Below are 21884 nucleotides of genomic sequence, written 5' to 3' on the forward strand. Positions count from 1 at the left end.
GGTGGCCGCGCCGCCGCCAAACCCGCCGCGGGGCCCCGAACGGCCGCCGCCCGACCGGTAACCGGGGGGGGGCGTCGACGGGAAGGCATGGCTGGGGCTTTGCCGCGTTCACCGCCGGCGAGCTTTTCGCCGGCTCTGCGTCTCAGCGGTTCTGGTCGACGCCGTCGAAGGATGCGTCCCGCGGCAACCGCATCGTATGCAGGAAGGCGAGCAGCGCCTCCTGATCCTCGGCGGGCAGCGCCTGGAACGCGGCGACCGTCGCGTTCGCCTCGCTGACATAGCCCGATCCGTCGTCCGCGCAGGCCTGGTCGGAATGCTTCAGGATCGCGTCCCGGATGCTGAGCGCGCGGCCGTCATGCAGCCACGGGCCGGTGTCGGCGAGGCCCCAGAGAGGCCGGGTGACGAACTCGTCGCGCTTGACGAAGACGCCGGCACGGTCGGTCTGCTGGTGGATGACGTCGGCGAGGCAGCGCCCCATCCGGTGGCGCTTCAGGTCGGAGAACAGCGGCACCTCGACGGCACCCGTGGCATCCGAGGGAAGGCGCGGCTGAGAGGCCAGGAAAACACGGTCTTCGAAGGGCGTGTTCATGTTGAGGTTGAAGGCGAAGGCCGCGCCTTGCGGGGGCCGGCGGCCGGACGATTCCCGGGCGGCGGACTGGCCCTGGACCGCCCGTTCCTTCGCCGGCGTCTGGCCGCCTTCGAGGAACTCCTGCTCGACCGGCAGGAGCAGGCCGCGCGGCGCGGCCTGGCCGAGGCCGACGCCGTTGTCGGTGACCGTGAGGACGGGGGCCGCATTGCTCGACTCCCGGGCGACGATGCGCATCGACTCGCGATCCGGTCGGGGATCGTGGACCCTGACGACGGGGTTGAGGACGGTCTTGGAAGCCTGATGGCAGGTGACGCAGGCCAGCGAGGCGTCGAGGCCGGCCCGTCCCTCGAAAATGTCCCGGCCATGGGCGACGCGAGCCGCTTCGGCACCGTCGGACGGCGCGAAAGTCGACGGCGGACGGGCGCCGAGCGCAAAGGCCGTCAGCGCCGTGACTTCGCCGATCGACACTTCGTCGACGAGGCCGTCACCGTCGGGATCGGGATTGGCCCCCGCCGCGACGAGTTCCGTCGGGACCATGGCGAAGTGGAAGTTCAGGGCGTCGCGGACGAAGTTCCGCATGTTCGAGGCGATGCCTTTCCACTGGAACGGCCGGACGACGAAGTCCTCGCTCACGCCTTCGATCAGGTCGCAGCGTTCGACGAGGGTCGGCTCGCTGCCGCAGGGCTGCAGGCTTTCGCCGGGCCTCGGCGCGCCGGCATCGACGCGGACCTGATAGCGGCCGAAATCCGTCCCCTTGGAATTCAGCCGGATCTCGTACCACTGGCCGCGATTCTGCGTCGCCTGGTCGATCGCGGAGCGGCGCTGGGCGAGGAGGTCGAAGCTCATCTCCTCGGCGAGTTTTTGAGTGTAGCCGGCGCCGAAGACATGCGGCGGGTTGCGCAGGAAGACGGCATACATGTTGCCCGGATCGGCAACGCCGCGCTCGCGGAAGGCATCGACGACCCATTTCGGCGCCGGGTCTTCCAGGAGCGGGTTGATGATCGCCGCCGAGGTGACGGCGCCGGCACCGGAAACCCGGTCCGGCCTGACGGTCCGGCCCGGCGTCGCACCGCCCGCCGGCGTCTCGAAGCCGGCGACGTTGTGGCATTCGAGGCAGGCCTGGGCGTCGAGGCCGTGGACGCGCATCCACGGAACCTGCAGGAAGGCCGCCATCGGGCCGATGCCGTTGGCGGCGATCTGGTGGCGCTTCTTTTCGCGCGGCCCGGTCGGCCCCTCGCCATAGCCTTCGACGGCGGTGAAGGACTGGGTGAACAGGTGGCGGCCGATCTCCATGATCTGGCGGAAGCCGATGGTGCCGTTGGAAATGTCGTCTTGGGAGACGCGGATGCCGTTGCCGAGCGAGGGTTCGTCGCCGGTCGAGAGGCGGGCGAGACCGGGCGCGACCGTACCCGGGACGGGAGTCGCGCCGGGGTCGTTCGCATAGCTCGGCGAGGCCATGGCCGGCGCCGCCTGATTGCTTGCGGCGGGTGGCGCGATCGGCTCGGGGGTCGCCTGAACGCTGGGATCTCGAGCGCCGGGATTTTGCGCGCCGGGATTTTGGGCGCTGGGGTCCGGCTGCGGCTCGGGCGCGGCTGCGGCCGGTGGCTGTTCGGAGGCCGGCGGTGGACCGGCCGCCGGCGGCTGCCCGGCATCGGCGGGCTGCTCGCTCGGCGGGTTCGAGACCTGCGGCTGCGGGGCGCCGCCGCCGAGAATGGCGTCGTTGATCGCGTCGCTCAGCTGTGCCCTGAGCGGGGTCGACGCGCTCACGAGCAGGCAGAGCGCCGTGCCAGCGAGAAAGGCGTTGCGGTGCTTTGGCATCGGTTTCGGGCCTCACGAGTGGGAAAGACGGGGGCGTTCACATCCGCGGGCGGACCAGGGCGCCGACCGGGGACAGGGCAATGAGGACGGTGCGGGGCGGCGCGAGCGAGACGGCTCGCGATCGTGCCACATCGATCGAGCTCCGATCATCGGCGATCAATTCTCCTCCCTGGCGGGCATTGCACCTTTGTCCGCAGTGGAAAGCTCAGACCGGTTTTTGCCGGCCGGGTGGCCGAATTGGCTGAGACCTAGGCGCATATGCCGGGAAAAAGGGTATCTCCGATCTTCTGCCTTACGCAACGGAAATCACCGTGATCGGACGAGCGATCCCGGTCGCCGACCTCTCTTGCCGGGCCTTCCCCCATGGCATTCACCATGATCCGAGGCGGTCCTCTTCGGCTTCTTGTCGCGCATGCTATGGAAAGCTTGCCGTCGGCGCGTTATTCCTCGCCCGGCGCGTGCCGCCGTTCCGGTCGAACCACCACGGGTGCAGTTTCATGGCTCCATCGCCGACAATCATCCCGATCATCATGGCCGGCGGTGCCGGTTCGCGGCTCTGGCCGGTGTCGCGCGATACCATGCCGAAGCAGTTCATCGAGCTTCTCGACGACGGCCTCTCGGCCTTCCAGGCGACGCTGCGCCGGGTCGTCGGCGAAGGCTTCGGCCGGCCGATCGTCGTCACCAACAACGACTTCCGCTTCATCGCCGCCGAGCAGCTGTCGCGCCTCGGGATCGAGGCCGAGATCGTGCTGGAACCCGAACGCCGCGACAGCGCGGCGGCCGTCGCCGTCGGCGCGGTGCTCGCCGAGCGGCAGGGGGCCGGCGGGGTCTGCCTGCTGCTGGCCTCCGACCACGTCATCGGCGACGAGGCCGGCTTTCTCGATGCCGTCCGCAAGGCGGCAAGCGTCGCGGCGACCGGCCGGATCATGACCCTCGGCATCACGCCGGACCATCCCTCGACGGCCTATGGCTACATCCATCCCGGCGCAGCAGATCTCGGCGAGGGCGCGCGCTCGATCGAGCGCTTCGTCGAAAAGCCGGACCGGCGAACCGCCGAGGGCTACATCGCCGAGGGGTATGTGTGGAATTCCGGCAACTTCGCCTTTTCGGCGGACGTGATGCTGAAGGAACTGCAGCACTTCGCGCCGAACGTTCTTGCCGCCGCCCGCGAGGCGGTTGAGAAGGCCACTCGCGACCTCGATTTCATCCGACTCGATGCGCCCGCCTTCGCCGCTTCGCCGACGATCGCGATCGACTATGCGGTGATGGAAAAGACGAAGCTCGGCGGCGTTCTCGCCGCCGAATTCGGCTGGTCGGACATCGGCTCCTGGGATTCCCTCCATGCGGTCAAGGAGAAGGACGCAAACGGCAACCGGCTCGAGGGCGACGTCGTAGCGATCGACACGCGGAACAGCTTCGTGCGCTCCGAAGAGGCGCTGACCACCGTCCTCGGTCTCGACGACGTCGTCGTCGTCACCACCCATGACGCGGTGCTGGTCTCCTCCATGGCGGCCGCGCCCAAGGTGAAGACCCTCGTCGCCGAGCTGAAGAAGGCCGACCGGCGCGAGGCGGGCGAGCACATGCGGATGCACCGGCCTTGGGGATGGTACCAGCGCATCGACATCGGCGACCGCTTCCAGGTCAAGCACATCTGCGTCAAGCCGGGCGGTCGGCTGTCGCTGCAGCGGCACCATCACCGGGCCGAGCACTGGGTGGTCGTCCACGGCACGGCGGAAGTCACCATCGACGGCACGACGAAGTTCTACCACGAGAACGAGGCAGCGTACCTTCCGATCGGCTGCGTCCACCGCCTGCACAATCCCGGCAAGATCGATCTGAAGCTGATCGAGGTGCAGGTCGGCAGCTATACCGGCGAGGACGACATCGTTCGCATCGAGGACGTCTATGCCCGAAGCTAGGACACGCTCGGAAATCGGTGCGGCGACCGGGAAGGACTAACATGACCAGCCTGAAATTCGGCACCAGCGGCCTGCGCGGCCTCGTCACCGATCTGCGCGGTTGGCCGAGCTACGGTTACAGCCTCGCTTTTCTGCGCCATCTCGACGTCGAGAATCTCGCCACCGCCTCGCGTCAGGTGCTGGTCGGGCGGGACCTCAGGGCGAGCAGCCCGGAGATTGCGGCGCTGGTTCTTGCGGCGGCCGAGGCGGCGAAGTTCGAGCCCGTCGACTGTGGCGCGGTGCCGACTCCGGCCCTGGCGCTCGCGGCTCTGGAACGCCGGGCGCCGGCGATCATGGTCACCGGCAGCCACATCCCGGACGACCGCAACGGTCTGAAATTCTACACGCCCGCCGGCGAAATCGGCAAGGCGGACGAGGCCGGCATCCTGGAAGCCTTCGCGGCACTCGGAGAAAACGACCTGCTCGAATTCGAGGCCATGGCCGAGTGGGAGCATGCGGCCTCGGCCCTCGACGTCGCGGCGACCTTCGTCGCGCGCTATGCCGACTTCTTCGGTTCGCGGGCCTTGTCCGGCCTGACCGTCGGCGTCTACCAGCATTCCTCCGTTGCCCGCGACATCCTCGTCGAGGTGCTCGAAAGGCTCGGCGCCGAGCCCGTCGCCTATGGCCGGGCCGAGGCATTCATTCCCGTCGATACGGAGGCCCACCGGCCGGAGGACATCGCGCTCCTGAAAGAGTGGGCCGGCGAGGGGCGCTGCGACGCCTTCGTCTCCACCGACGGCGATGGCGATCGGCCGCTGGTCGCCGATGCCGACGGTGCCGTCCTGCGGGGGGACGTCGTCGGGCTTTTGACCACCCGCCATCTCGGGCTTTCGACCATCGTGACGCCGGTGACGTCGTGTTCGGCCATCGAACGGTCGGGCATCGCCGCGACCGTCCGGCGCACGAAGGTCGGCAGTCCCTTCGTCATTGCCGGCATGGAAGAGGCGGCGCAGGCCGGGGAGGCGGGAATCGTCGGCTTCGAGGCCAATGGCGGCCTGCTGCTCGGCTCGTCCGTCGAGCGGGGCGGCCGGCGGCTCTCCGCCCTTGCGACCCGCGACAGCATCCTGCCGATCCTCGCCGTCCTCGCCGAAATGGCGTCGACGAAATCCTCGCTCGCCGGCCTCTTCGACGGCCTTGACGCGGGCTTTTCGGCCGCGCACCGGCTGAAGGAGGTGCCGTCCGCCGACAGTGGCCGGTTGCTCGACCGACTCGCCGGGGAAGAGTCGTTCCGAAGCACGTTCTTTTCGCCCGTCGGGACGGTTGCCGAGGTCGATCGCCTCGACGGCGTCCGCATCACGCTCGTCTCCGGCGAGACCGTCCACTATCGCGCTTCGGGCAATGCGCCGGAACTGCGCTGCTATGTCGAGGCCGCGAGCGCAGAAGCCGCAGAGCGCCTCCTCGAATGGGGCTTGGAGGCCGCCGGGCGAGCGCTGGGCCGCTGACCGCCCGCTCCACGGCGTCAGCCGCCGACATCGGACATGCAAAAGCCCCGCCGGTGCTACCGACGGGGCTGTAAACTTTCGGCTGTGACGCCGCTTGGCGAGGGCGCCGCCGGGGACTGCGGTCTGCCGCTCAGGCGGCGGTCCCGCGCAGATGCGCCCGGAGCATCCAGGCGAACTTGTCGTGGGTCTCGATGCGGGCGGTCGCCATGTCGTTGGTGGCATAGTCGCCGTGCTGGTCGGCGACGGCGGCGAGCGCCGACAGCGTCGAGGAGAGGGTCTCCTGGTCCTTCAGGAGGACCTCGATCATCGTCTTGGCGTCGGCCTTGCCGTCATGCTCGGTGATCGTGCTGCGGGACAGGAACACGCTGTAGCGGCCTTCGGCGTGCGCATCCATCGCCTTGATGCGCTCGGCGAGGAAGTCCTGGCCCTCGAAATGGTCCTCGTAGATCTTCTGGAACAGCTCGTGCAGCGGGCCGAAGGCCATGCCGGTGACGTTCCAATGGAAGTTCTGCGCCTTGGTGGTTTCGACGGCGGTCTCGGCCAGGGCCTGGGTCAGACCCTCGACGATCTCTTCCTTGGCGGTCGGTTCCATTTTCGCGGCCACGAGAGCCATGACGTTCTCCTTCTTCGTTCACTCAATTCGTCGGCAGACGCCTCGCGGCGTCCTCGGGTTCCTTGTCTAGAACAGTTCTAAAAAGATTGGAAGCCCCTGCGAGGGTCGTTTTCGGGGGGGGGGGCCGGCTCGTGGCCGGAACGCAAGAGACAAAGCCGCGCACGGCCGCGTGACGAACGGCGCAGCACTCGCAACACCCTGCGAATCGGGGCAGCTTCGAGGGGGAGGGGAGGAAGGTCGGATAATAGCGGCGAGACGAGCCGCCCGGTCGCCGGAGTCAGGCTCCCGGCTCGGCCGCCGCTTGGCGGAATCGGCAGGCCATCGCCCCGGAGCCGCAGAGCCGAGCGAGAGTTTTATCGGGCTGGGAAGGAAGGTCGCCTCGACGGCATTGGCCATTTCGCACTCCCGTTCGGCGAATCAGAGCCGGGAAGACACCGCTTCGGCCAGGAACCGCAGCCAGCGGCGGCCCGCCGGGACGACCCGCCAGGCGATCAGCGCCGAGCCGGCCTTGCGCTCGCCGTCCCGCCAGGCGGCCATCAGCCGAAGCAGCCAGATTTCGTCTTCCGACGGGTGCCGGGCGCCCGGCCGGTAGATGGCGAGATCGCGGGTTGCGTGTTCGCCGAGCGCGCGAAAGAAGATGGTGGCGAGGTGTTCGACGCTCGGCGAAGCCTGCGCCGACAGAACCAGGCAGGCCCGCTCGACGTTCGGCCGCGGCGAGAGCCGGCTTTTCAGCGCGAACCAGCGCAGACGGTTGAGCTGGTCGCGATCCTCTTCGGTGAGTTGGGGCACGCGCTGCGCTGCCGTCGGGCACCGGGCACTCGTCCCCGGGCGCTCGAAGGGAAGAACCACGCCGCCAAACTCGACCGGCTCCGCATAGGCGAATGCTGCGCTCATGATAACGTCCGTCGCCGGTTCCCGATCACGCCACCGAGGCGGAGACCATTTGGAACCATTCCAAAACTTGACATTCCTCGTCAGGCTTAATAGCAGGCCCGGCGCCGTGGTCAAAGGGGCGAACCATGTCGGGGCGCCGAAATCGACACGGCCGGTCCCGTCTCGCAGCAGCCGCGTGTTCAATCTGTTTCAGGAAACGCCCGTGTCAAAACGGTGGGCCAAGGCGCCTTCGCCCTGTATCAGCGTGTGCAAGTTCCGCGGCGAGGGGGGCTCCTGCATCGGCTGCTTCATGACGAAGCCCGAAAAAAAGCGCTTCAAGCGTCTCGAGAAGAAGTCGAAGAAAAAGGACTTCTTCCGGGCCCTCGTCGCCCGGCTCACCGAAAACGGGCGGCTGTCGCGGTGGGAGCGGGTCTATCGACGCAAGTGCGAGCGCAAAGCCGTGCCCTGTCCGCTCGACCGGATCTGACGGGCACGCGGCGACGGACCGGCACCGTCCCCCGGACGGGTCGAGCCGGACTGCGCGCGCCTCGCCGGCCGCCCTCGACCTGCATCCGACGCGTCGCGGCGATCGCCTGCGGCAGCCCGCGCGGCTTCGCCGTTTCCCGTCGCTCCGCTTAACCAGACTCCGAAACTTGCGTTGCGCCGCGCCGCCGATCAGGTGAAACCTTCGAGCACGGACTTCGAATGGTCGCCGCCGCAGGCTCGGGCGGAAGATGGAGGGCCGCCTTGTACTACCGGATCTTCGATTGCTGGCGTTTGGTCGCCGCCATGCTGATCATGGCCTATCACTTCCTGTTCTGGGCACCCTACGGCGTCGAGACGGGGACCCATCTGCTCCACCGACTGATGCCGCTGCTCGACATGTTCTTCATGATCTCGGGCTTCTTCATCACCACGCGCTATCGCGACAAGATCGGCGATTTCGCCAGCTACGGCCGCTTCATGCGCGGTCGCGCAGCGCGGCTGCTGCCGCTCCACTACGTCATCACCCTGTTCTTCGCCGCGATCGCGCTCTATGCCTGGGCGAAGGGGGCGCCGCATTATCCCTGGCGTCACAACCTCGAAGCCCTGCCGGCCCATCTGTTGTTGCTGCACGCCTTCGGCGTGACCGACGGCCTTGCCCTCAACTATCCGTCCTGGTCGATCAGTGCGGAATTCTTCGCCTACGCCCTGTTCCCGCTGATCGTCCTGCTGTTGCGAGTCGGGGGGCTGAAGGCGTTGCTCGTCGCCATCGCGGCCTGGGTCGGCCTGCTCGAATACGCCTCCGCCAACGGCTGGTTCGGCCCCGGCGGCTGGACGACGGCCGATGCGATGGGCGCCTATCGCGCCCTGGCGGATTTCATGATCGGTGCCGCCGTCGCCATCGTCGTCGAACGACGGATGATCGACGTTCGCAGCCATCTTCCCGGCTGTCTCGCCACTGCGCTCGTGGTGACCGCCATGCTGTCCGGTCTCGATCATGCCGTGGTGATGCCGTTGATCGTCTCGGCCCTCGTCCTGACGGCGCTGGCCGAGACGGCTCGCCCCGAATCGACCGCGTTCCTGGCGCCGCTGATGCCCGTCACCCGCGTCGCCTTCGGCATCTATCTCATTCACCCGGTGATGGAATTCATTTTTCTGGAGGTCGTATGGTATCACGGTCTCGCCGGGACCGGCCTGATCGGCTTCTATCTCTACTGGTGGCTGCCGATGATCGCCTCCGTCGCCGCCGCGATGCTCTCCCACCGCTATTTCGAGCCCTTCTGTGCCAGGGGCCTGCTGCCCCCCAGGCCGTCGCGGCGTAAGGCAGAGCGGATGCTCGCCTCCGCCTGAGCCGAAGCCGCCCCTTTCGGCAGACCATCGCCAAAACACCGTCCGCTTGCCGAGATCGTCGGCTCAGGACGCAAGCCACTTTGCCTCTCCCCCCGCCTATGGTATCGGCGAGTGAACGTTCCTAGATGAACGAAACGTCATCGGCTGACTTTCCGGTGCGAGACCGGAGCGATCGTCACGAAGGTTTCGCGGCGGCAGCCGAATGAGGGATGGGGCGTAACGTTCGATTTCTCGCAACGCTCTCGTCTCCGGCGGCGGTGACGGCGCAGCTTCGGCGCCTCCTGCAGCGGTGGACAGATTTGCGGGAAAACGGCGTTACCTGAACGATTTGCATGCCCGGACATGCTCGAGGGCGGCGGCAGCGCGTCGAAAGCCTCGCCGAGCCCGGACAGGAACCGATGGAAGCGTGATGAAGGCCGATTACTACGAGATGCTCGGCGTGGCCCGCGATGTCGACGACAAGGGTCTGAAAAGTGCATTTCGCAAGCTCGCGATGAAATATCACCCGGACCGCAATCCGGGCGACAGCGAGTCGGAGATCAAGTTCAAGGAGCTCGGCGAAGCCTACGAGGTCCTGAAGGATCCGCAGAAGCGAGCGGCCTACGACCGGTTCGGCCACGCCGCCTTCCAGAATGGCGGGGCGGGGGCCGGCGGCTTCAAGGGCGACTTCGCCTCCTCGATGGCCGACATCTTCGACGACATCTTCGGCGAGATGATGGGCGGTCGCGGCCGCGGCCGGCAGAGTTCCGGCGGTCGCGAGCGCGGGTCCGACCTGCGCTACAACATGGAAATCGGCCTCGAAGAGGCCTATACGGGCAAGACCGCCGAGATCGGCGTGCCGACGACCGTCCAGTGCGACGAATGCACCGGATCGGGGGCGAGGCCCGGCTCCATGCCGAAGTCCTGTCCGACCTGCGGCGGCATCGGCCGCGTCCGCGCCGCCCAGGGCTTCTTCTCGATAGAACGCACCTGTCCGACCTGCCAGGGGCGCGGTCAGGTCATCACCGATCCCTGCGGCAAGTGCGGCGGCGACGGCCGCCTGCCCGAGGAACGCAGCCTCTCGGTCAACATTCCGGCCGGCATCGAGGACGGGACCCGCATCCGGCTGGCCGGCGAAGGCGAGGCCGGGCTTCGCGGCGGTCCGGCCGGCGATCTCTACATCTTCCTGTCGATCCGTCCGCACGAGTTCTTCCAGCGCGAAGGGGCCGATCTGTTCTGCAAGGTGCCGCTGTCGATGACGACGGCGGCGCTCGGCGGCAACATCGACGTCCAGACGCTCGACGGCAACACCAGCCGGGTGAAGATCCCCGAGGGCACCCAGAGCGGCACGCAGTTCCGGCTGCGCGCCAAGGGCATGCCTGTGCTGAAGTCGCCGCAGACCGGCGATCTCTTCATCCAGGTGGCGATCGAGACCCCGCAGAACCTGTCGCGGCGCCAGCGCGAGTTGCTCGAAGAGTTCGAACGCATCTCCTCGACCGAGAACTCGCCGCAGTCGAGCGGCTTCTTCGCCCGGATGAAGGAGTTCTTCGAAGGGTTGAGCGAGACCTGAGGCGCTCCATTTTCGACATCCTACCCCAGTGGCGGCGGCCGCGCCTCGAGCGGTTCCGACGTCCGCGATCGGACGGATCGTTCCGTCCGGTGAGCATTCGAAGCGACGGAGGAAGACGCGTGCTGGAAGTACCGCAGCGGCGAGCGCAGACACAGGCTCGTCCGCGCATCAAGGTGAGTGACGAGGCGCGGTTCTTTCGCGGCTGGCTGCAGCGGCCCCTGATCATGGGGGCGGTGTCTCCGTCCTCGCGGGCGCTCGGTCGGGCGATGGCGTCCTATGTTCCCGATCCCGCAACCTTCGCTCCCAATTCGAAGGTTCTGGAACTCGGACCCGGCACGGGCGTGGTCACGCAGATGCTCCTCGCTCGGGGCGTGCCGGAGCGTTGCCTGGTTCTGGTGGAGTACTCCCGGGAGTTCTGCAAGCTGCTGCGGGCGCGGTTTCCCGCTGCCGAGGTGATCCAGGGCGATGCCTATGCGATCGGCGCCTCGCTGCCGGAGTGGATCGGGGTCGATCCGCTCGAAGCCGTGGTGTCGAGCCTGCCGCTGTTCACCCGGCCGGACGACATGCGCGAGGAAGTCGTCTCCCGCTCGCTCGAACGGATGGAGCCTGCCGCCCCGTTCATCCAGTTTTCCTACGCGTTCACCCAGCCGGTCAAGCCGGAGCGGATCGGCGCGAAGCTCGAAATCAGTCCCTGGGTGAAGCGGAACCTGCCGCCCGCCAGGGTCCTCGTCTACCGATCGGCGTGATGGTGCGCGATCGGCGAGGCGGCACGGATCGACGAGCCGGAGTTTGTGAGGGTATGACGCGATGAGTCGATCGAAGGGCGAGCGCACGCAGGGGGACTGGCTGCCATTCCTGGCGACATGGGTCCGGAGCCCGTTGAAGATGGGGGCGGTTGCGCCGTCGAGCCGGGGCTACTGCCGGATGATGGTGAAGCACGCGACGACCGACCTCGACGGGCCGGTCCTCGAACTCGGACCCGGCCTCGGCGTGGTGACGCGCACGCTCCTCGAACAGGGCGTCGCGCCGGAGCGCATCACCTCGATCGAATATGATCGCGACTTTGCCAAGAAGCTCCAGCAGCGATTTCCGAAGGTCAACGTCATCCATGGCGACGGCCTCGATCTCGAAAAGACCCTCGGCCCCGTCGGGCAGAGCCCGAAATATGCCGCGATCCTCTTCGCCATTCCGATCGTCAACATGCCCCAGGCGAGGCGCCAGGCCCTCTTTTCCAGCTATTTCGAGCGGCTCATGCCGGGCGGCAACCTGACCCAGCTGTCCTACATGGTCACGCCACCGGTCCGGCCGGTGCCCGGGGTGTTTTCCGTCTCGTCCTCGCGCCGGGTCTGGTCGAACATCCCGCCGGCCCGGGTCTGGATCTACAGCCGCGACCGGGCGGCCGAGAAGGGGGCCGCGGCGGCTTGAACTCCAACATCCTCATCCTGCCGGGCTCGCTCCGGCTCGGCTCCTACAACCGCAAACTGGCATCCGAAGCGATGCGGCTGCTCTCCATGACGGACGCGGTGATCAGCCGCGTCGACCTCGCCGACTATCCGCTGCCGATCTATGACGGCGACGCCGAAACCGAATCGGGCGTGCCGCAGAACGCTCAGCTCATCGCCCAGCGGATCGCCGCCCAGGACGGGCTGCTCATCGTCTCGCCGGAGTACAACGCCTCGATCCCGCCGCTTCTGAAAAATGCGATCGACTGGGCGAGCCGGGTGCGCAAGGTGGACGGGCGGCCGGTTCAGCCGTTCAAGGGGCTGGTCGTCGGCCTCGCCTCGGCTTCGCCGGGACGATTCGGCGGGATGCGGGGCCTCGAGGCGATCCGCATCGTCCTGCGTGCGCTCGGGGCCGAGGTGATGACGCAGCAATGCATCGTGCTCAGGGCGGACGAGGGCTTCGACGAAGACGGCCGGCTGACCGACGACGTGGCCCGCGCCAGCCTCGAAGCCCTGTGTGAGCGGCTGCTGGATACGGCCCGCAGCCTGTCCCGTCACGGCTGACGGAACGACGATTCCTTCATGATGGAACCTTCGTTTCCTGCGACCATTCGCCGGACGAGGTGAGATTTTGCTCGGCGTATCGAGGAGTATGAGGCGATGGCAACCGAAACGGGGCCGGAGGGGCCGGCAAGAGTCGGCTCGGGTGCCGGCAATCTTGCCGCGGGCGGAGCCAGCCAGCGCGAGGCGATCAAGGCGATGCAGCGCTATCTGCACGATCACTGGAAGTACTATGCCTTCCAGGGCGCCCTGATGATCGTCGTCGGCCTTCTCGCCTTGCTCGTGCCCTTTGCGGCGACGCTGGCGACGACGTTGTTCTTCGGCTGGCTGCTGATCCTCGGAGGCATCGTCGGCTGCGTGGCCGCGTTCCGCGCCAAGGAGGCCCCGGGCTTCTGGTCGAGCCTCCTGCTCGCCGTCCTCAGCGCCGTTCTCGGCGCCGTCATCATCTACGATCCGCTCGCCGGTACGGTGACGCTGACCTGGCTGCTCGCCGTGTTCTTCTTCCTGTCGGGTCTGTTCAACTTCTCGATCGCCCGTGCCGTGCGGCTTTCGACGACGCGCTTCTGGCTGGTGGTCGTCTCCGGCATCATCGACGTCGCCCTGGCGGTTTTCCTGATTTTAGGCCTCCCGGGCACGGCGATCTGGGCGATCGGCGTCTTCCTCGGCATCTCCTTCATCACTTCGGGCTTCGGCCTTCTGTTTTCAGCGCTCGACGCCCGCAACAATCCTCCGGCATCGCGGGTGTGACGATGGCAGAGCAATCCACGAAGACGGCGATCGTCGACAGATTGCTTCAACGGACTGAAAAGACCTTCGCGGAGGAGATGGGGCTCGACCTGGCGAAGAACACGCCGATGCCGCTGTTCCTCTGGCTCGTCGCGGCCAACCTCTTTTCGGCGCGGATCTCGGCCGACCAGGCGCTCCGCGCCGCCAGGGCGCTGAAGGACGCCGGCCTGACCACCGCCGATCACATGGCGGAGGCGACGTGGAAAGAGCGGGTGGTGATCCTCAACCGCAACGGCTATGCCCGCTTCGACGAAAAGACCTCCCGTTTCCTGCAGGACGTCGCCGACCATTGCCTCGACGCCTATGGCGGCGATCTCCGCAAGCTGCGCGAGGCGGCGGACCGCGATCCGGCGAAAGAGCGGGAGCTTCTGAAGGCGTTCAAGGGCATCGGCGATACCGGCGCCGATATCTTCTTCCGCGAGGTGCAGGTGGCCTGGGACGAACTCTATCCGTTCGCCGACAGGCGCGCGCTGCAGGCGGCGGAGACGCTGGGTCTCGGCTCGGACGCCGAGACACTTTCCGGCCTCGTCGCGAAGGCGGATTTTCCGCGGCTTCTGACCGCGCTGCTGCGCGCCGATCTCGACGGCGCGCTCGATGAGATCCGGGAGGGGTAGGGGGCTCGGCTCCCCGACGAAACGGCTCTTCCCGGCTCAGACGTGCTGGCCGCCGTTGATGTGCAGTTCGGAGCCGCTGACGTAGCTCGACTGGTTCGAGCAGAGGAAATAGATCACGTCGGCGACCTCTGAGGTTTGGCCGAGTCGGCGCAGCGGGATGTCCTCGATCATGTCTTCGGTGCCCGGCGACAGGATCGCCGTCTCGATCTCGCCCGGCGCGATCGCGTTGACGCGAATGCCGGCCGGCCCGAAGTCGTGCGCCATCTCGCGGGTCAGCGAGTTCAGCGCCGCCTTCGACGTCGCATAGGCGGTGCCGGCGAAGGGATGGACCCGTCCGCCCGCGATCGAGGTGACGTTGACGATCGAGCCCTTGGCGTTCGACAGTTCCTTGAACAGCCCGCGCGCCAGCATGATCGGGGCGAAGAAGTTCACCTGGAAGACGTCGCGCCACATGTGCATCGGCGTCTGGATCGAATCGAGCCGCGCCCCGCCCTGGGCCTTCGGCGAGATCGCCGCGTTGTTGACCAGCGCATGCAACTGGGAGCCGTTCGCCTCCAGCCGCCGGCGGATCTCCGACGTCGCGTAGCCGACGTCTTCGGGGTCCGACAGGTCGACCCGGATGTGATCTTCTGGGCCGGCCGGCCAGGGGCAGTTCTCGGCGAAATCCTGGCGCGAGCAGGTGATCACCCGCCAGCCCTCGCGCGAAAAGCGCTTGACGGTGGCGTGGCCGATGCCACGGGATGCCCCGGTGAGCACCAGTGTCTTGCGTTCGTCGGTCATCTGCCGCGTCTCCTGAGCCGGCCGTCAGGGCATGCCGGTCGAGTCGTGTGGTTGCCTTCGAATTCCATAGCCGAAGCCGGGGCTGTTGGCATCAGGCCACGGAGCCTGCTTTAAGTGGCGGGGGAGCAGAAACAAATTCCGTCTGCGAGCGAAGCTGGGATCATTCGCAATCGCGGCGCCAGACGCGCCACCGAACCTTGCCGTGGAGGGAATATGGTTCAAAATCGGATCGCTGCCATGGCCATGGCAGCAAGCCTCGTCTTCGCCGGGGCCGCACGGGCGGAAGACGCCCCGGGCGGCGCGTGGCAATCCGTCCTCGACGAGGCGAAGGGCGAAACCGTCTATTTCGACGCCTGGGGCGGCTCGCAGAACATCAACGACTATATCGCGTGGGTCGGCGAGGAGGTGAAGCAGCGCTTCGGCGTCACGCTCCAGCACGTCAAGCTCGACGATACGGCGAGTGCCGTCGCCACCGTCGTCGCCGAAAAGGCGGCCGGCAAGGATAGGGGCGGCTCGATCGACCTCATCTGGATCAACGGCGAGAACTTCGTGGCGATGCAGGAACAGGGCCTCCTCGCCGACGGTTTTGCCACCGAGCTTCCCAACTGGCGATACGTCGATACCGCCAACCCCAGCGTCACGGTCGACTTCACCGTCCCGACCAAGGGTCAGGAATCGCCATGGGGCGGCGCCAAACTCGTCTTCTTCTCCGACACCGCCCGTTCCGGCCCGGTCGAGGCGATGCCGAAGAGCGCGGACGAACTGCTGACCTGGGCAAAAGCTCATCCGGGCCGCTTCTCCTATCCGGCGCCGCCGGACTTCATCGGCTCGAGTTTTCTCAAGCAGGTGCTGATCGAGACGACGGCCGACCCGGCCGTTCTCCAGAAGCCGGTGGAGGAGGCGGACTTCGAGACGGTGACGAAGCCGCTGTGGGACTGGCTCGACGCGATCCAGCCCGTCCTGTGGCGCTCCGGCCGCGACCATCCGCAGAACTACCCGGCGATGAAGCAGCTTCTCGCCGACGGGGAACTGGAGATCATCTTCGCGTTCAATCCGGCCGAGGCGTCCTCCGCCATCGCGGCGGGCGAACTGCCCGATACGGTCCGCTCCTTCACCTTTCCGGGCGGAACCCTCGGCAACACCCATTTCGTCGCGATCCCCTACAATTCCTCGGCCAAGGCGGCGGCGAAGGTGGTCGCCGACTTCCTGATCTCGCCGGAAGCGCAACTGCGCAAGGAGGATCCGCGCCACTGGGGCGATCCGACGGTACTCGCCATGGACAAGTTGCCCGAGGACGCCCGCGACGCCTTCGCCGAGATCGACCGCGGCATCGCCACCCTGCCGCCCTCGCAGCTCGGCCCGGTTCTGGCGGAGCCGCATTCGAGCTGGATGACGCGGATCGAGGAGGAGTGGAAGCGGCGATACGGGGGGTGAAGATGAATACGTCTGTTCGAGCAGCTGTTGTGTTAGCGTTCGGCGCGGTTTAATTGTACGAAAAATTGTACAGGGACGGTCCCATGCCCCACGTCAGCTTTTCGGAACTCAGAGCCAACATGGCGTCGCATTTCGACCGGATCGAAGCCGATCGCACGGAACTGATCGTCACGAGGCAGAACCATGAGCCCGTCGTCGTCATGGCTCTCTCTGAATGGGAGGCGATCCAGGAGACGATGCATCTCCTCAGTTCGCCGGCAAATGCTGAACATCTTCGCCGATCCATTGCGCAGGCTGATGCAGGCCAGGCGGTCGAGCACGATCTCATCGAGCCGTGAAGGTTCTTTTTACCCCTCGGGCATGGCTGGACTATCAGCACTGGGTAGAGTCCGATCGGGCCATGCTGGCCAGGGTAAATATGCTGATCGCGGAAGCGAGACGCATACCATTTCGTGGCCTCGGCAAGCCGGAGCCGCTGCGCGGCGAATTTTCCGGCTGGTGGTCCCGACGGATCGATCGAGAGCACCGGCTCGTCTACCGGGTGGCCGGGAAAGGCGAAGAGCAGACGCTCGTCATTGCTGCCTGTCGATTCCATTATGACCGTTGAGCGGAACGGCCGCTCGCTGCGACCGCTGGTCCCGTGGCTCGTCCCGGTTCTTCTCGCCTGTCCGGTCGCCGTCGGGCTGGTCGGCGTCGTCCTGCCGGCCTTCGGCTATCTGCCGGCGCTCGGCGGCGATCAGCTCTCGCCGGAGCCGTTCCGGCAGCTCTTCGCCATGCCCGGCCTCGGCGTCTCGGTCCTTCTGTCGCTGGCGAGCGGTCTTTTCACCACGGCGGTCTCGACGCTCGGTGTCGCGCTGTTTCTGGCCGCGTTTCACGGCACGTCCGGCGATCGCCTCGCCCGCCGCCTGATGGCGCCGCTCCTCGCCGTGCCGCATGCCGCGGCGGCCTTCGGCATCGCCTTCCTGATCGCGCCGTCGGGTCTCGTCTTCCGGCTTCTGGCCGAACCGCTGGGACTGGAGCGGCCGCCCGACCTACTGATCGTCGGCGACCCTTTCGGCATTTCCCTGATGGCCGGGCTGGTCGCAAAGGAGATGCCGTTTCTCCTCCTCGTCGCTTTCGCCGCCCTGCCGCAGGCCGATCCCGAGCGACGCATGCGGCTTTCGGCTTCGCTCGGCTACGGGCGGATGGCGGGCTTTGTTCTCACGGTATGGCCCGGCGTCTATCGCCAGATCCGCCTGCCGGTCCTGGCGGTCGCCGCTTATGCTTCGGGCGTCGTCGACGTTGCCCTGATCCTGGGACCGTCTTTGCCACCGCCACTCGCCGTCCGGCTGGTCGCCTGGATGAACGACCCGGACCTGTCGCTCCGCTTCGTCGCCTCCGCCGGCGCGCTGTTGCAGCTTGCGGTGACCGGCGCCGTCCTTCTCCTGTGGATCGCCGGCGAGCACCTGACCGGAGCACTGCGGCGCAAGGTGGCGGCAGGCGGGCGACGGTTCGCCGAGGACGGCGCGGCGCGCCTCGCCGCATCCGTTCCCGTCGCCCTGGCCGGCGCTTCCATCTTCTTCGGCCTGTCCTGGCTGTTCGTCTGGTCGATCGCCGGCTTCTGGGCCTTTCCGGACATCCTGCCGCCGAGCGCCGGCCTGTCGACCTGGAGCCGCGTCCTGCAAAGTGCCGCCGGACCGATGGCGACGACCTTCCTCGTCGCAATCCTTTCGGCGAGCCTGGCGCTCGTGCTCGTCGTCTTCATGCTGGAGGCGCGCCGCCGGCAGTTCCGCGCCGCGGCGGGGCGGGCCGTGCGTCTGTCTCCTGCCGTTGCGGGACTGATCTACCTCCCGCTCATCGTCCCGCAGATCGCCTTTCTGTTCGGACTGCAGGTGACGATCCTGTCGCTCGGCCTCGATCCGTCGATCCTCTTGCTCGTCGCCGTCCATCTGGTCTTCGTCGCGCCCTATGTCGCCCTGGCATTGGCCGACCCGTGGTTCGCGGTCGATCCGCGCTATGAACGGATCGCCGCGAGCCTCGGCCACGGTGCCGTCACGACTTTGCTCCGCATCCGTCTGCCGATGCTGACTCATGCGGTCCTGACGGCACTGGCCATCGGCTTTGCCACCTCCGTCGGGCAATATCTGCCGACGCTGCTGGTCGGTGCCGGCCGGCTGCCGACCATCACCACCGAGGCGGTGGCGCTCGCCTCCGGCGGAAATCGCCGCGTCATCGGCGCCTATGCGTTGCTCCAGACCCTGTTGCCGTTCCTCGCCTTCACGCTGTCGGGAACTCTGCCGCGCTTGCTCTGGCGGACGAGGCGGGCGATGAAGCCGGCATGAACGTTCATCCAATTGCGACGCGGGAGGCGAGCCATCCGGCTTCCCGGCGGCATCCCGGCGACGTCGCCCTGTCGGGGGCCGAGGGCCTCCGCCTGTCGGGGGTCGAAATCGCCCTCGGCGGGCAGCGGCTCCTCGCCCTCGACCACGCCGTCCCGCCGGGCGACACGCTGACCGTCATGGGGCCCTCCGGCTCCGGCAAGTCGACCCTCTTCGCCTTCGTTGCCGGCTTTCTCGATCCGGCCTTCAAGGCGCAGGGCAAGGTGTTCCTCAACGGCCGCGATCTCACGCGGCTGGCGCCCCGTCGCCGCCGGCTCGGCCTGCTCTTCCAGGACGCGTTGCTGTTCCCGCACATGTCGGTCGGTGAGAACCTGCTCTTTGCCCTGTCGCCCGAGATCCGCGGCCGCAGTCGGCGGCGGGAGACGGCCGAGACGATGCTGGCCGAAGTCGGCCTCGACGATACGTTCGTCCGCGATCCGGCGACGCTGTCGGGCGGTCAGGCGGCGCGCGTCGCGCTCGCGCGCACCCTTCTCGCCGAGCCGGAGGCGCTGCTTCTGGACGAGCCGTTCTCCCGCCTCGACCAGGCCCTGCGGGCGACGATCCGCGACCTGGTCTTTTCGCGCATCCGAGAACGCCGGATTCCGGCGATCCTCGTCACCCACGATCCGGCGGATGCAGAGGCGGCGGGCGGCGACGTGGTGGATATCGGCGATTGCGGCCGGACAGGGCAGGGGGCGCCAAACGGGGAGGGCGTGCGTTGAGTGCGCTGCATCTCGCCCATCTGCCGGAAGAGGCGCGGGGCCTGCCGGTCGTCGAGGTTCTGGGCAGCCTCGGCGAGGCACTCTCCGCTCATGGCAGTGCCGTCCTCGTCGCGCCGCCCGGCGCCGGCAAGACCACCCTCGTGCCGCTGCATCTTCTGAACACTGGGACGCCAGGCAAGATAATCCTCATCGAGCCGCGGCGGCTCGCCGCCCGGGCTGCCGCCCGGCGCATGGCGGCGCTCCTCGGCGAGGAGGTCGGCGAGACCGTCGGCTGGCGCATGCGGCTCGACACCAGGATCTCGAAGAAGACACGGATCGAGGTGGTGACCGAGGGCGTCTTCACCCGGATGATCCTCGCCGATCCGGAACTTGCCGGCATCGACGCCGTGATCTTCGACGAGTTCCACGAACGCTCTCTCGACGGCGACTTCGGGCTGGCCCTCGCCATCGACGTCGCCACGGCCTTGCGCGACGATCTGAAACTTCTGGTGATGTCGGCGACGCTCGACGGCGCGCGGGTGGCGGCATTGCTCGGCGAGGCGCCGGTGGTCGAAAGCCGTGGCCGGGCCTTTCCGGTGACGATCCTCCACCGCGAACGGCCGGGGACGGTCGCCGTCGAGGATGCCGCCGCAAGCGCGGTGCGCAGCGCGCTGGCCGAAGAGACGGGCAGCATCCTCGTCTTTCTGCCGGGCCAGAAGGAGATCCGGCGCGTCGCCGAACGGCTGGAGCCGGTTCTTTCCGAAAACGTCATTCTGGCGCCGCTCTACGGGGCGCTCGACACGGCCGACCAGGATCGGGCAGTCCGCCCGGCGCCGCGCGGCACCCGCAAGGTCGTGCTCGCCACGGACATCGCCGAGACCTCGCTGACCATCGAGGGGGTGCGGGTCGTCGTCGACTGCGGGATGAAGCGCCGGCCGGTCTTCGAGCCGGAGACCGGCCTGACGCGGCTCGAGACCGTCCGCGTCTCGCGCGCCTCGGCCGATCAGCGGGCTGGCCGCGCGGGCCGGACCGAGCCGGGCGTCGCGATCCGGCTCTGGCGGGCCGAACAGACGGCCGCGCTGGAGGCCTTCGACCGGCCGGAGATCCTCGCGACCGACCTTTCGGGCCTGATCCTCGACAGCGCCGCCTGGGGCGTTGCCGACCTCGGCCAACTGGCACTTCTCGACAGGCCGAAGCAGGCTGCGGTCGGCGAGGCGCGAAAGCTTTTGGAGGAACTCGGCGCCCTCGACGCGTCGGGTCGGTTGACGCCTGCCGGCGAGGCGATGCGCAGCCTGCCGCTGCCGCCGCGGCTGGCGCATATGGTGGCGGCCGCCGATCCGGACGACACGGCGGCAGCCGCCGAACTGGCGGTGCTCCTCACCGAGCGTGGTCTCGGCGGCGCCGACGTGGATCTGGAGGACCGTCTCCGGCGATTTCGAGCCGGCGGCGATCCCCGCTCGAAGGCGGCCCGGGCGCTCGCCCGGAGGATTGCCGCGACCTGCCGTTCGGATGGGCGGGCGCAGCAGACGGGATCCCTGGAATGGCCGACCGACGGAGACGTCGGCGCGATCCTCGCCCTCGGCTTTCCGGATCGTGTCGCATTCCGCCAGGGGCAGCCGGGCCAGTTCACGCTCGCCAACGGTCGGGGCGGCAGTCTCGACGGCGCGAACGCGCTTTCGAACGCCCGCGCCCTGGTCGTCGCGGAAATTCAGGGATCGGCGGCGGCCGGCCGGATCGTCTCGGCCGGCGCGATCGGAAAAGCTGCCCTCGATCGTATTCTCTCGGCGCGCGGCGATGTCGAGGAGATCGTCGCATTCGTCGCCGAGGCTGGGGCCGTACGAGCCTGGCGGGTGACGAGGCTCGGCAAGGCCGTGGTCGAGCGGGTGCCGATGCGGCTGCCCCGCGACGAACGGACCGCCGCGGCCCTCGCTGAAGGCATCCGCCGCGTCGGTCTCTCCAGGCTGAATTTCGGCAGGGACGGGGAGCGGCTTTTGGCACGCCTGCGGTTTCTGGCGAAGGCCTATGGTCCGCCATGGCCCGATCTCGGAGACGAGGCGCTCGCCGGGACCGCGGCGGAATGGCTGCTGCCCTACGCACCCGGGGCGGCGAGCCTCGACGATCTGGCGGGCGACAAGCTCGTTTTAGCGCTGAAGGGTCTGGTGCCGACGCAATTTCAGGGGCGTCTGGAAGAACTGGCGCCCGGCCACTACGATGCGCCGTCCGGCTCGCATGTGCCGATCCGCTACGACGAAGACCAGCCGGTTCTGGCGATCAGGGTCCAGGAACTCTTCGGGCTCTCGGCCCATCCGGCGATTGCCGACGGCCGGCTGCCGCTGACGTTGGAACTGTTGTCGCCGGCCCACCGGCCGATCCAGATCACGAAGGATCTGCCGGGTTTCTGGCGAGGCTCGTGGGCGGACGTCCGCGCCGACCTGCGAGGGCGCTATCCAAAACACGAATGGCCGGAAGATCCGGCCGCCGCAAAGGCAACGGCGCGGGCCAAGCCGCGCCGTTGAAGATCGGTTTCGATCGAC

20 protein-coding genes are annotated in these 21884 nt (G+C 67.8%); 16 read left to right on the plus strand and 4 right to left on the minus strand.

Translation table 11 applies throughout. The features are described 5' to 3' along the window. Nucleotides 1-142 precede the first annotated feature (142 nt). Nucleotides 143-2407 carry a di-heme oxidoredictase family protein gene (locus LZD57_RS19670; RefSeq protein ID WP_233721289.1) on the minus strand — a complete coding sequence of 755 codons (2265 nt, stop codon included), beginning with the start codon at nucleotides 2405-2407 and terminating at the stop codon, nucleotides 143-145. 497 nt (nucleotides 2408-2904) lie between these two features. Between LZD57_RS19670 and LZD57_RS19675 the strand changes: the two genes are divergently transcribed. Next, nucleotides 2905-4326: a mannose-1-phosphate guanylyltransferase/mannose-6-phosphate isomerase gene (locus LZD57_RS19675; RefSeq protein ID WP_233721290.1), complete on the plus strand. Its 1422-nt coding sequence runs from the start codon at nucleotides 2905-2907 to the stop codon at nucleotides 4324-4326. Between the two features lie 41 nt (nucleotides 4327-4367). Continuing rightward, nucleotides 4368-5807: a phosphomannomutase gene (locus tag LZD57_RS19680; RefSeq protein ID WP_233721291.1), complete on the plus strand. Its 1440-nt coding sequence runs from the start codon at nucleotides 4368-4370 to the stop codon at nucleotides 5805-5807. Nucleotides 5808-5937: 130 nt separating this feature from the next. On the opposite strand, the gene LZD57_RS19685 is transcribed toward LZD57_RS19680, so the two are convergent. Beyond that, entirely contained in the window at nucleotides 5938-6420 is a 483-nt protein-coding gene (locus LZD57_RS19685) for a Dps family protein (RefSeq protein WP_233721292.1), read from the minus strand. Between the two features lie 417 nt (nucleotides 6421-6837). Next, nucleotides 6838-7314 carry a hypothetical protein gene (locus LZD57_RS19690; RefSeq protein WP_233721293.1) on the minus strand — a complete coding sequence of 159 codons (477 nt, stop codon included), beginning with the start codon at nucleotides 7312-7314 and terminating at the stop codon, nucleotides 6838-6840. A 202-nt stretch (nucleotides 7315-7516) separates the two neighbouring features. On the opposite strand from LZD57_RS19690, the gene LZD57_RS24185 reads away from it, so the two are divergent. From LZD57_RS24185 to LZD57_RS19730, 8 genes are all read left to right on the plus strand, one after another. Next, complete coding sequence (locus LZD57_RS24185) at nucleotides 7517-7780, plus strand: DUF1289 domain-containing protein (RefSeq protein ID WP_233721294.1); 264 nt, start codon at nucleotides 7517-7519, stop codon at nucleotides 7778-7780. Nucleotides 7781-8040: 260 nt separating this feature from the next. Continuing rightward, a complete protein-coding gene (locus LZD57_RS19700) occupies nucleotides 8041-9126 on the plus strand; it encodes an acyltransferase family protein (RefSeq protein WP_233721295.1) in 1086 nt (361 codons plus the stop codon). Between the two features lie 409 nt (nucleotides 9127-9535). Further along, nucleotides 9536-10675 (plus strand): molecular chaperone DnaJ, encoded by a 1140-nt coding sequence (dnaJ, locus tag LZD57_RS19705; RefSeq protein ID WP_233721296.1) that lies wholly within the window; start codon nucleotides 9536-9538, stop codon nucleotides 10673-10675. Nucleotides 10676-10794: 119 nt separating this feature from the next. Then, complete coding sequence (locus LZD57_RS19710; RefSeq protein ID WP_338034722.1) at nucleotides 10795-11421, plus strand: class I SAM-dependent methyltransferase; 627 nt, start codon at nucleotides 10795-10797, stop codon at nucleotides 11419-11421. 61 nt (nucleotides 11422-11482) lie between these two features. Next, nucleotides 11483-12100 carry a class I SAM-dependent methyltransferase gene (locus tag LZD57_RS19715; RefSeq protein WP_233721297.1) on the plus strand — a complete coding sequence of 206 codons (618 nt, stop codon included), beginning with the start codon at nucleotides 11483-11485 and terminating at the stop codon, nucleotides 12098-12100. Then, the gene (locus LZD57_RS19720) at nucleotides 12097-12681 is read left to right on the plus strand and encodes an NADPH-dependent FMN reductase (protein WP_233721298.1); all 585 of its coding nucleotides are present in this window, start codon (nucleotides 12097-12099) and stop codon (nucleotides 12679-12681) included. The genes LZD57_RS19715 and LZD57_RS19720 overlap by 4 nt, the downstream gene beginning before the upstream one ends. Nucleotides 12682-12777: 96 nt before the next feature. After that, a complete protein-coding gene (locus tag LZD57_RS19725) occupies nucleotides 12778-13425 on the plus strand; it encodes an HdeD family acid-resistance protein (RefSeq protein WP_233721299.1) in 648 nt (215 codons plus the stop codon). A 2-nt stretch (nucleotides 13426-13427) separates the two neighbouring features. Continuing rightward, on the plus strand, nucleotides 13428-14078 hold the full coding sequence (locus tag LZD57_RS19730; protein WP_233721300.1) for an HhH-GDP family DNA glycosylase: 651 nt from the start codon (nucleotides 13428-13430) through the stop codon (nucleotides 14076-14078). Nucleotides 14079-14114: 36 nt separating this feature from the next. Here the strand turns inward: LZD57_RS19730 and LZD57_RS19735 are convergent, their stop codons facing one another. Next, a complete protein-coding gene (locus tag LZD57_RS19735) occupies nucleotides 14115-14858 on the minus strand; it encodes an SDR family NAD(P)-dependent oxidoreductase (protein WP_233721301.1) in 744 nt (247 codons plus the stop codon). A gap of 243 nt (nucleotides 14859-15101) precedes the next feature. Between LZD57_RS19735 and LZD57_RS19740 the strand changes: the two genes are divergently transcribed. The 6 genes from LZD57_RS19740 to hrpB all read left to right on the plus strand — a co-directional run bounded on the left by LZD57_RS19740 (nucleotide 15102) and on the right by hrpB (nucleotide 21866). Then, the gene (locus LZD57_RS19740) at nucleotides 15102-16292 is read left to right on the plus strand and encodes an ABC transporter substrate-binding protein (protein WP_233721314.1); all 1191 of its coding nucleotides are present in this window, start codon (nucleotides 15102-15104) and stop codon (nucleotides 16290-16292) included. 83 nt (nucleotides 16293-16375) lie between these two features. Then, complete coding sequence (locus tag LZD57_RS19745) at nucleotides 16376-16630, plus strand: type II toxin-antitoxin system Phd/YefM family antitoxin (protein ID WP_233721302.1); 255 nt, start codon at nucleotides 16376-16378, stop codon at nucleotides 16628-16630. Continuing rightward, nucleotides 16627-16899, plus strand: a complete 273-nt coding sequence (locus LZD57_RS19750) for a Txe/YoeB family addiction module toxin (RefSeq protein WP_233721303.1) — start codon at nucleotides 16627-16629, stop codon at nucleotides 16897-16899. Before LZD57_RS19745 ends, LZD57_RS19750 begins: the two co-directional genes overlap by 4 nt. Next, nucleotides 16889-18613: an ABC transporter permease gene (locus LZD57_RS19755; protein ID WP_233721304.1), complete on the plus strand. Its 1725-nt coding sequence runs from the start codon at nucleotides 16889-16891 to the stop codon at nucleotides 18611-18613. Before LZD57_RS19750 ends, LZD57_RS19755 begins: the two co-directional genes overlap by 11 nt. Beyond that, a complete protein-coding gene (locus tag LZD57_RS19760; RefSeq protein WP_420844837.1) occupies nucleotides 18610-19371 on the plus strand; it encodes an ATP-binding cassette domain-containing protein in 762 nt (253 codons plus the stop codon). Before LZD57_RS19755 ends, LZD57_RS19760 begins: the two co-directional genes overlap by 4 nt. Continuing rightward, on the plus strand, nucleotides 19368-21866 hold the full coding sequence (hrpB, locus tag LZD57_RS19765) for an ATP-dependent helicase HrpB (RefSeq protein WP_233721305.1): 2499 nt from the start codon (nucleotides 19368-19370) through the stop codon (nucleotides 21864-21866). Before LZD57_RS19760 ends, hrpB begins: the two co-directional genes overlap by 4 nt. Nucleotides 21867-21884: the final 18 nt, after the last annotated feature.

Source organism: Jiella avicenniae, from assembly GCF_021390325.1.
Classification (GTDB): Bacteria; Pseudomonadota; Alphaproteobacteria; order Rhizobiales; family Rhizobiaceae; genus Jiella; species Jiella avicenniae.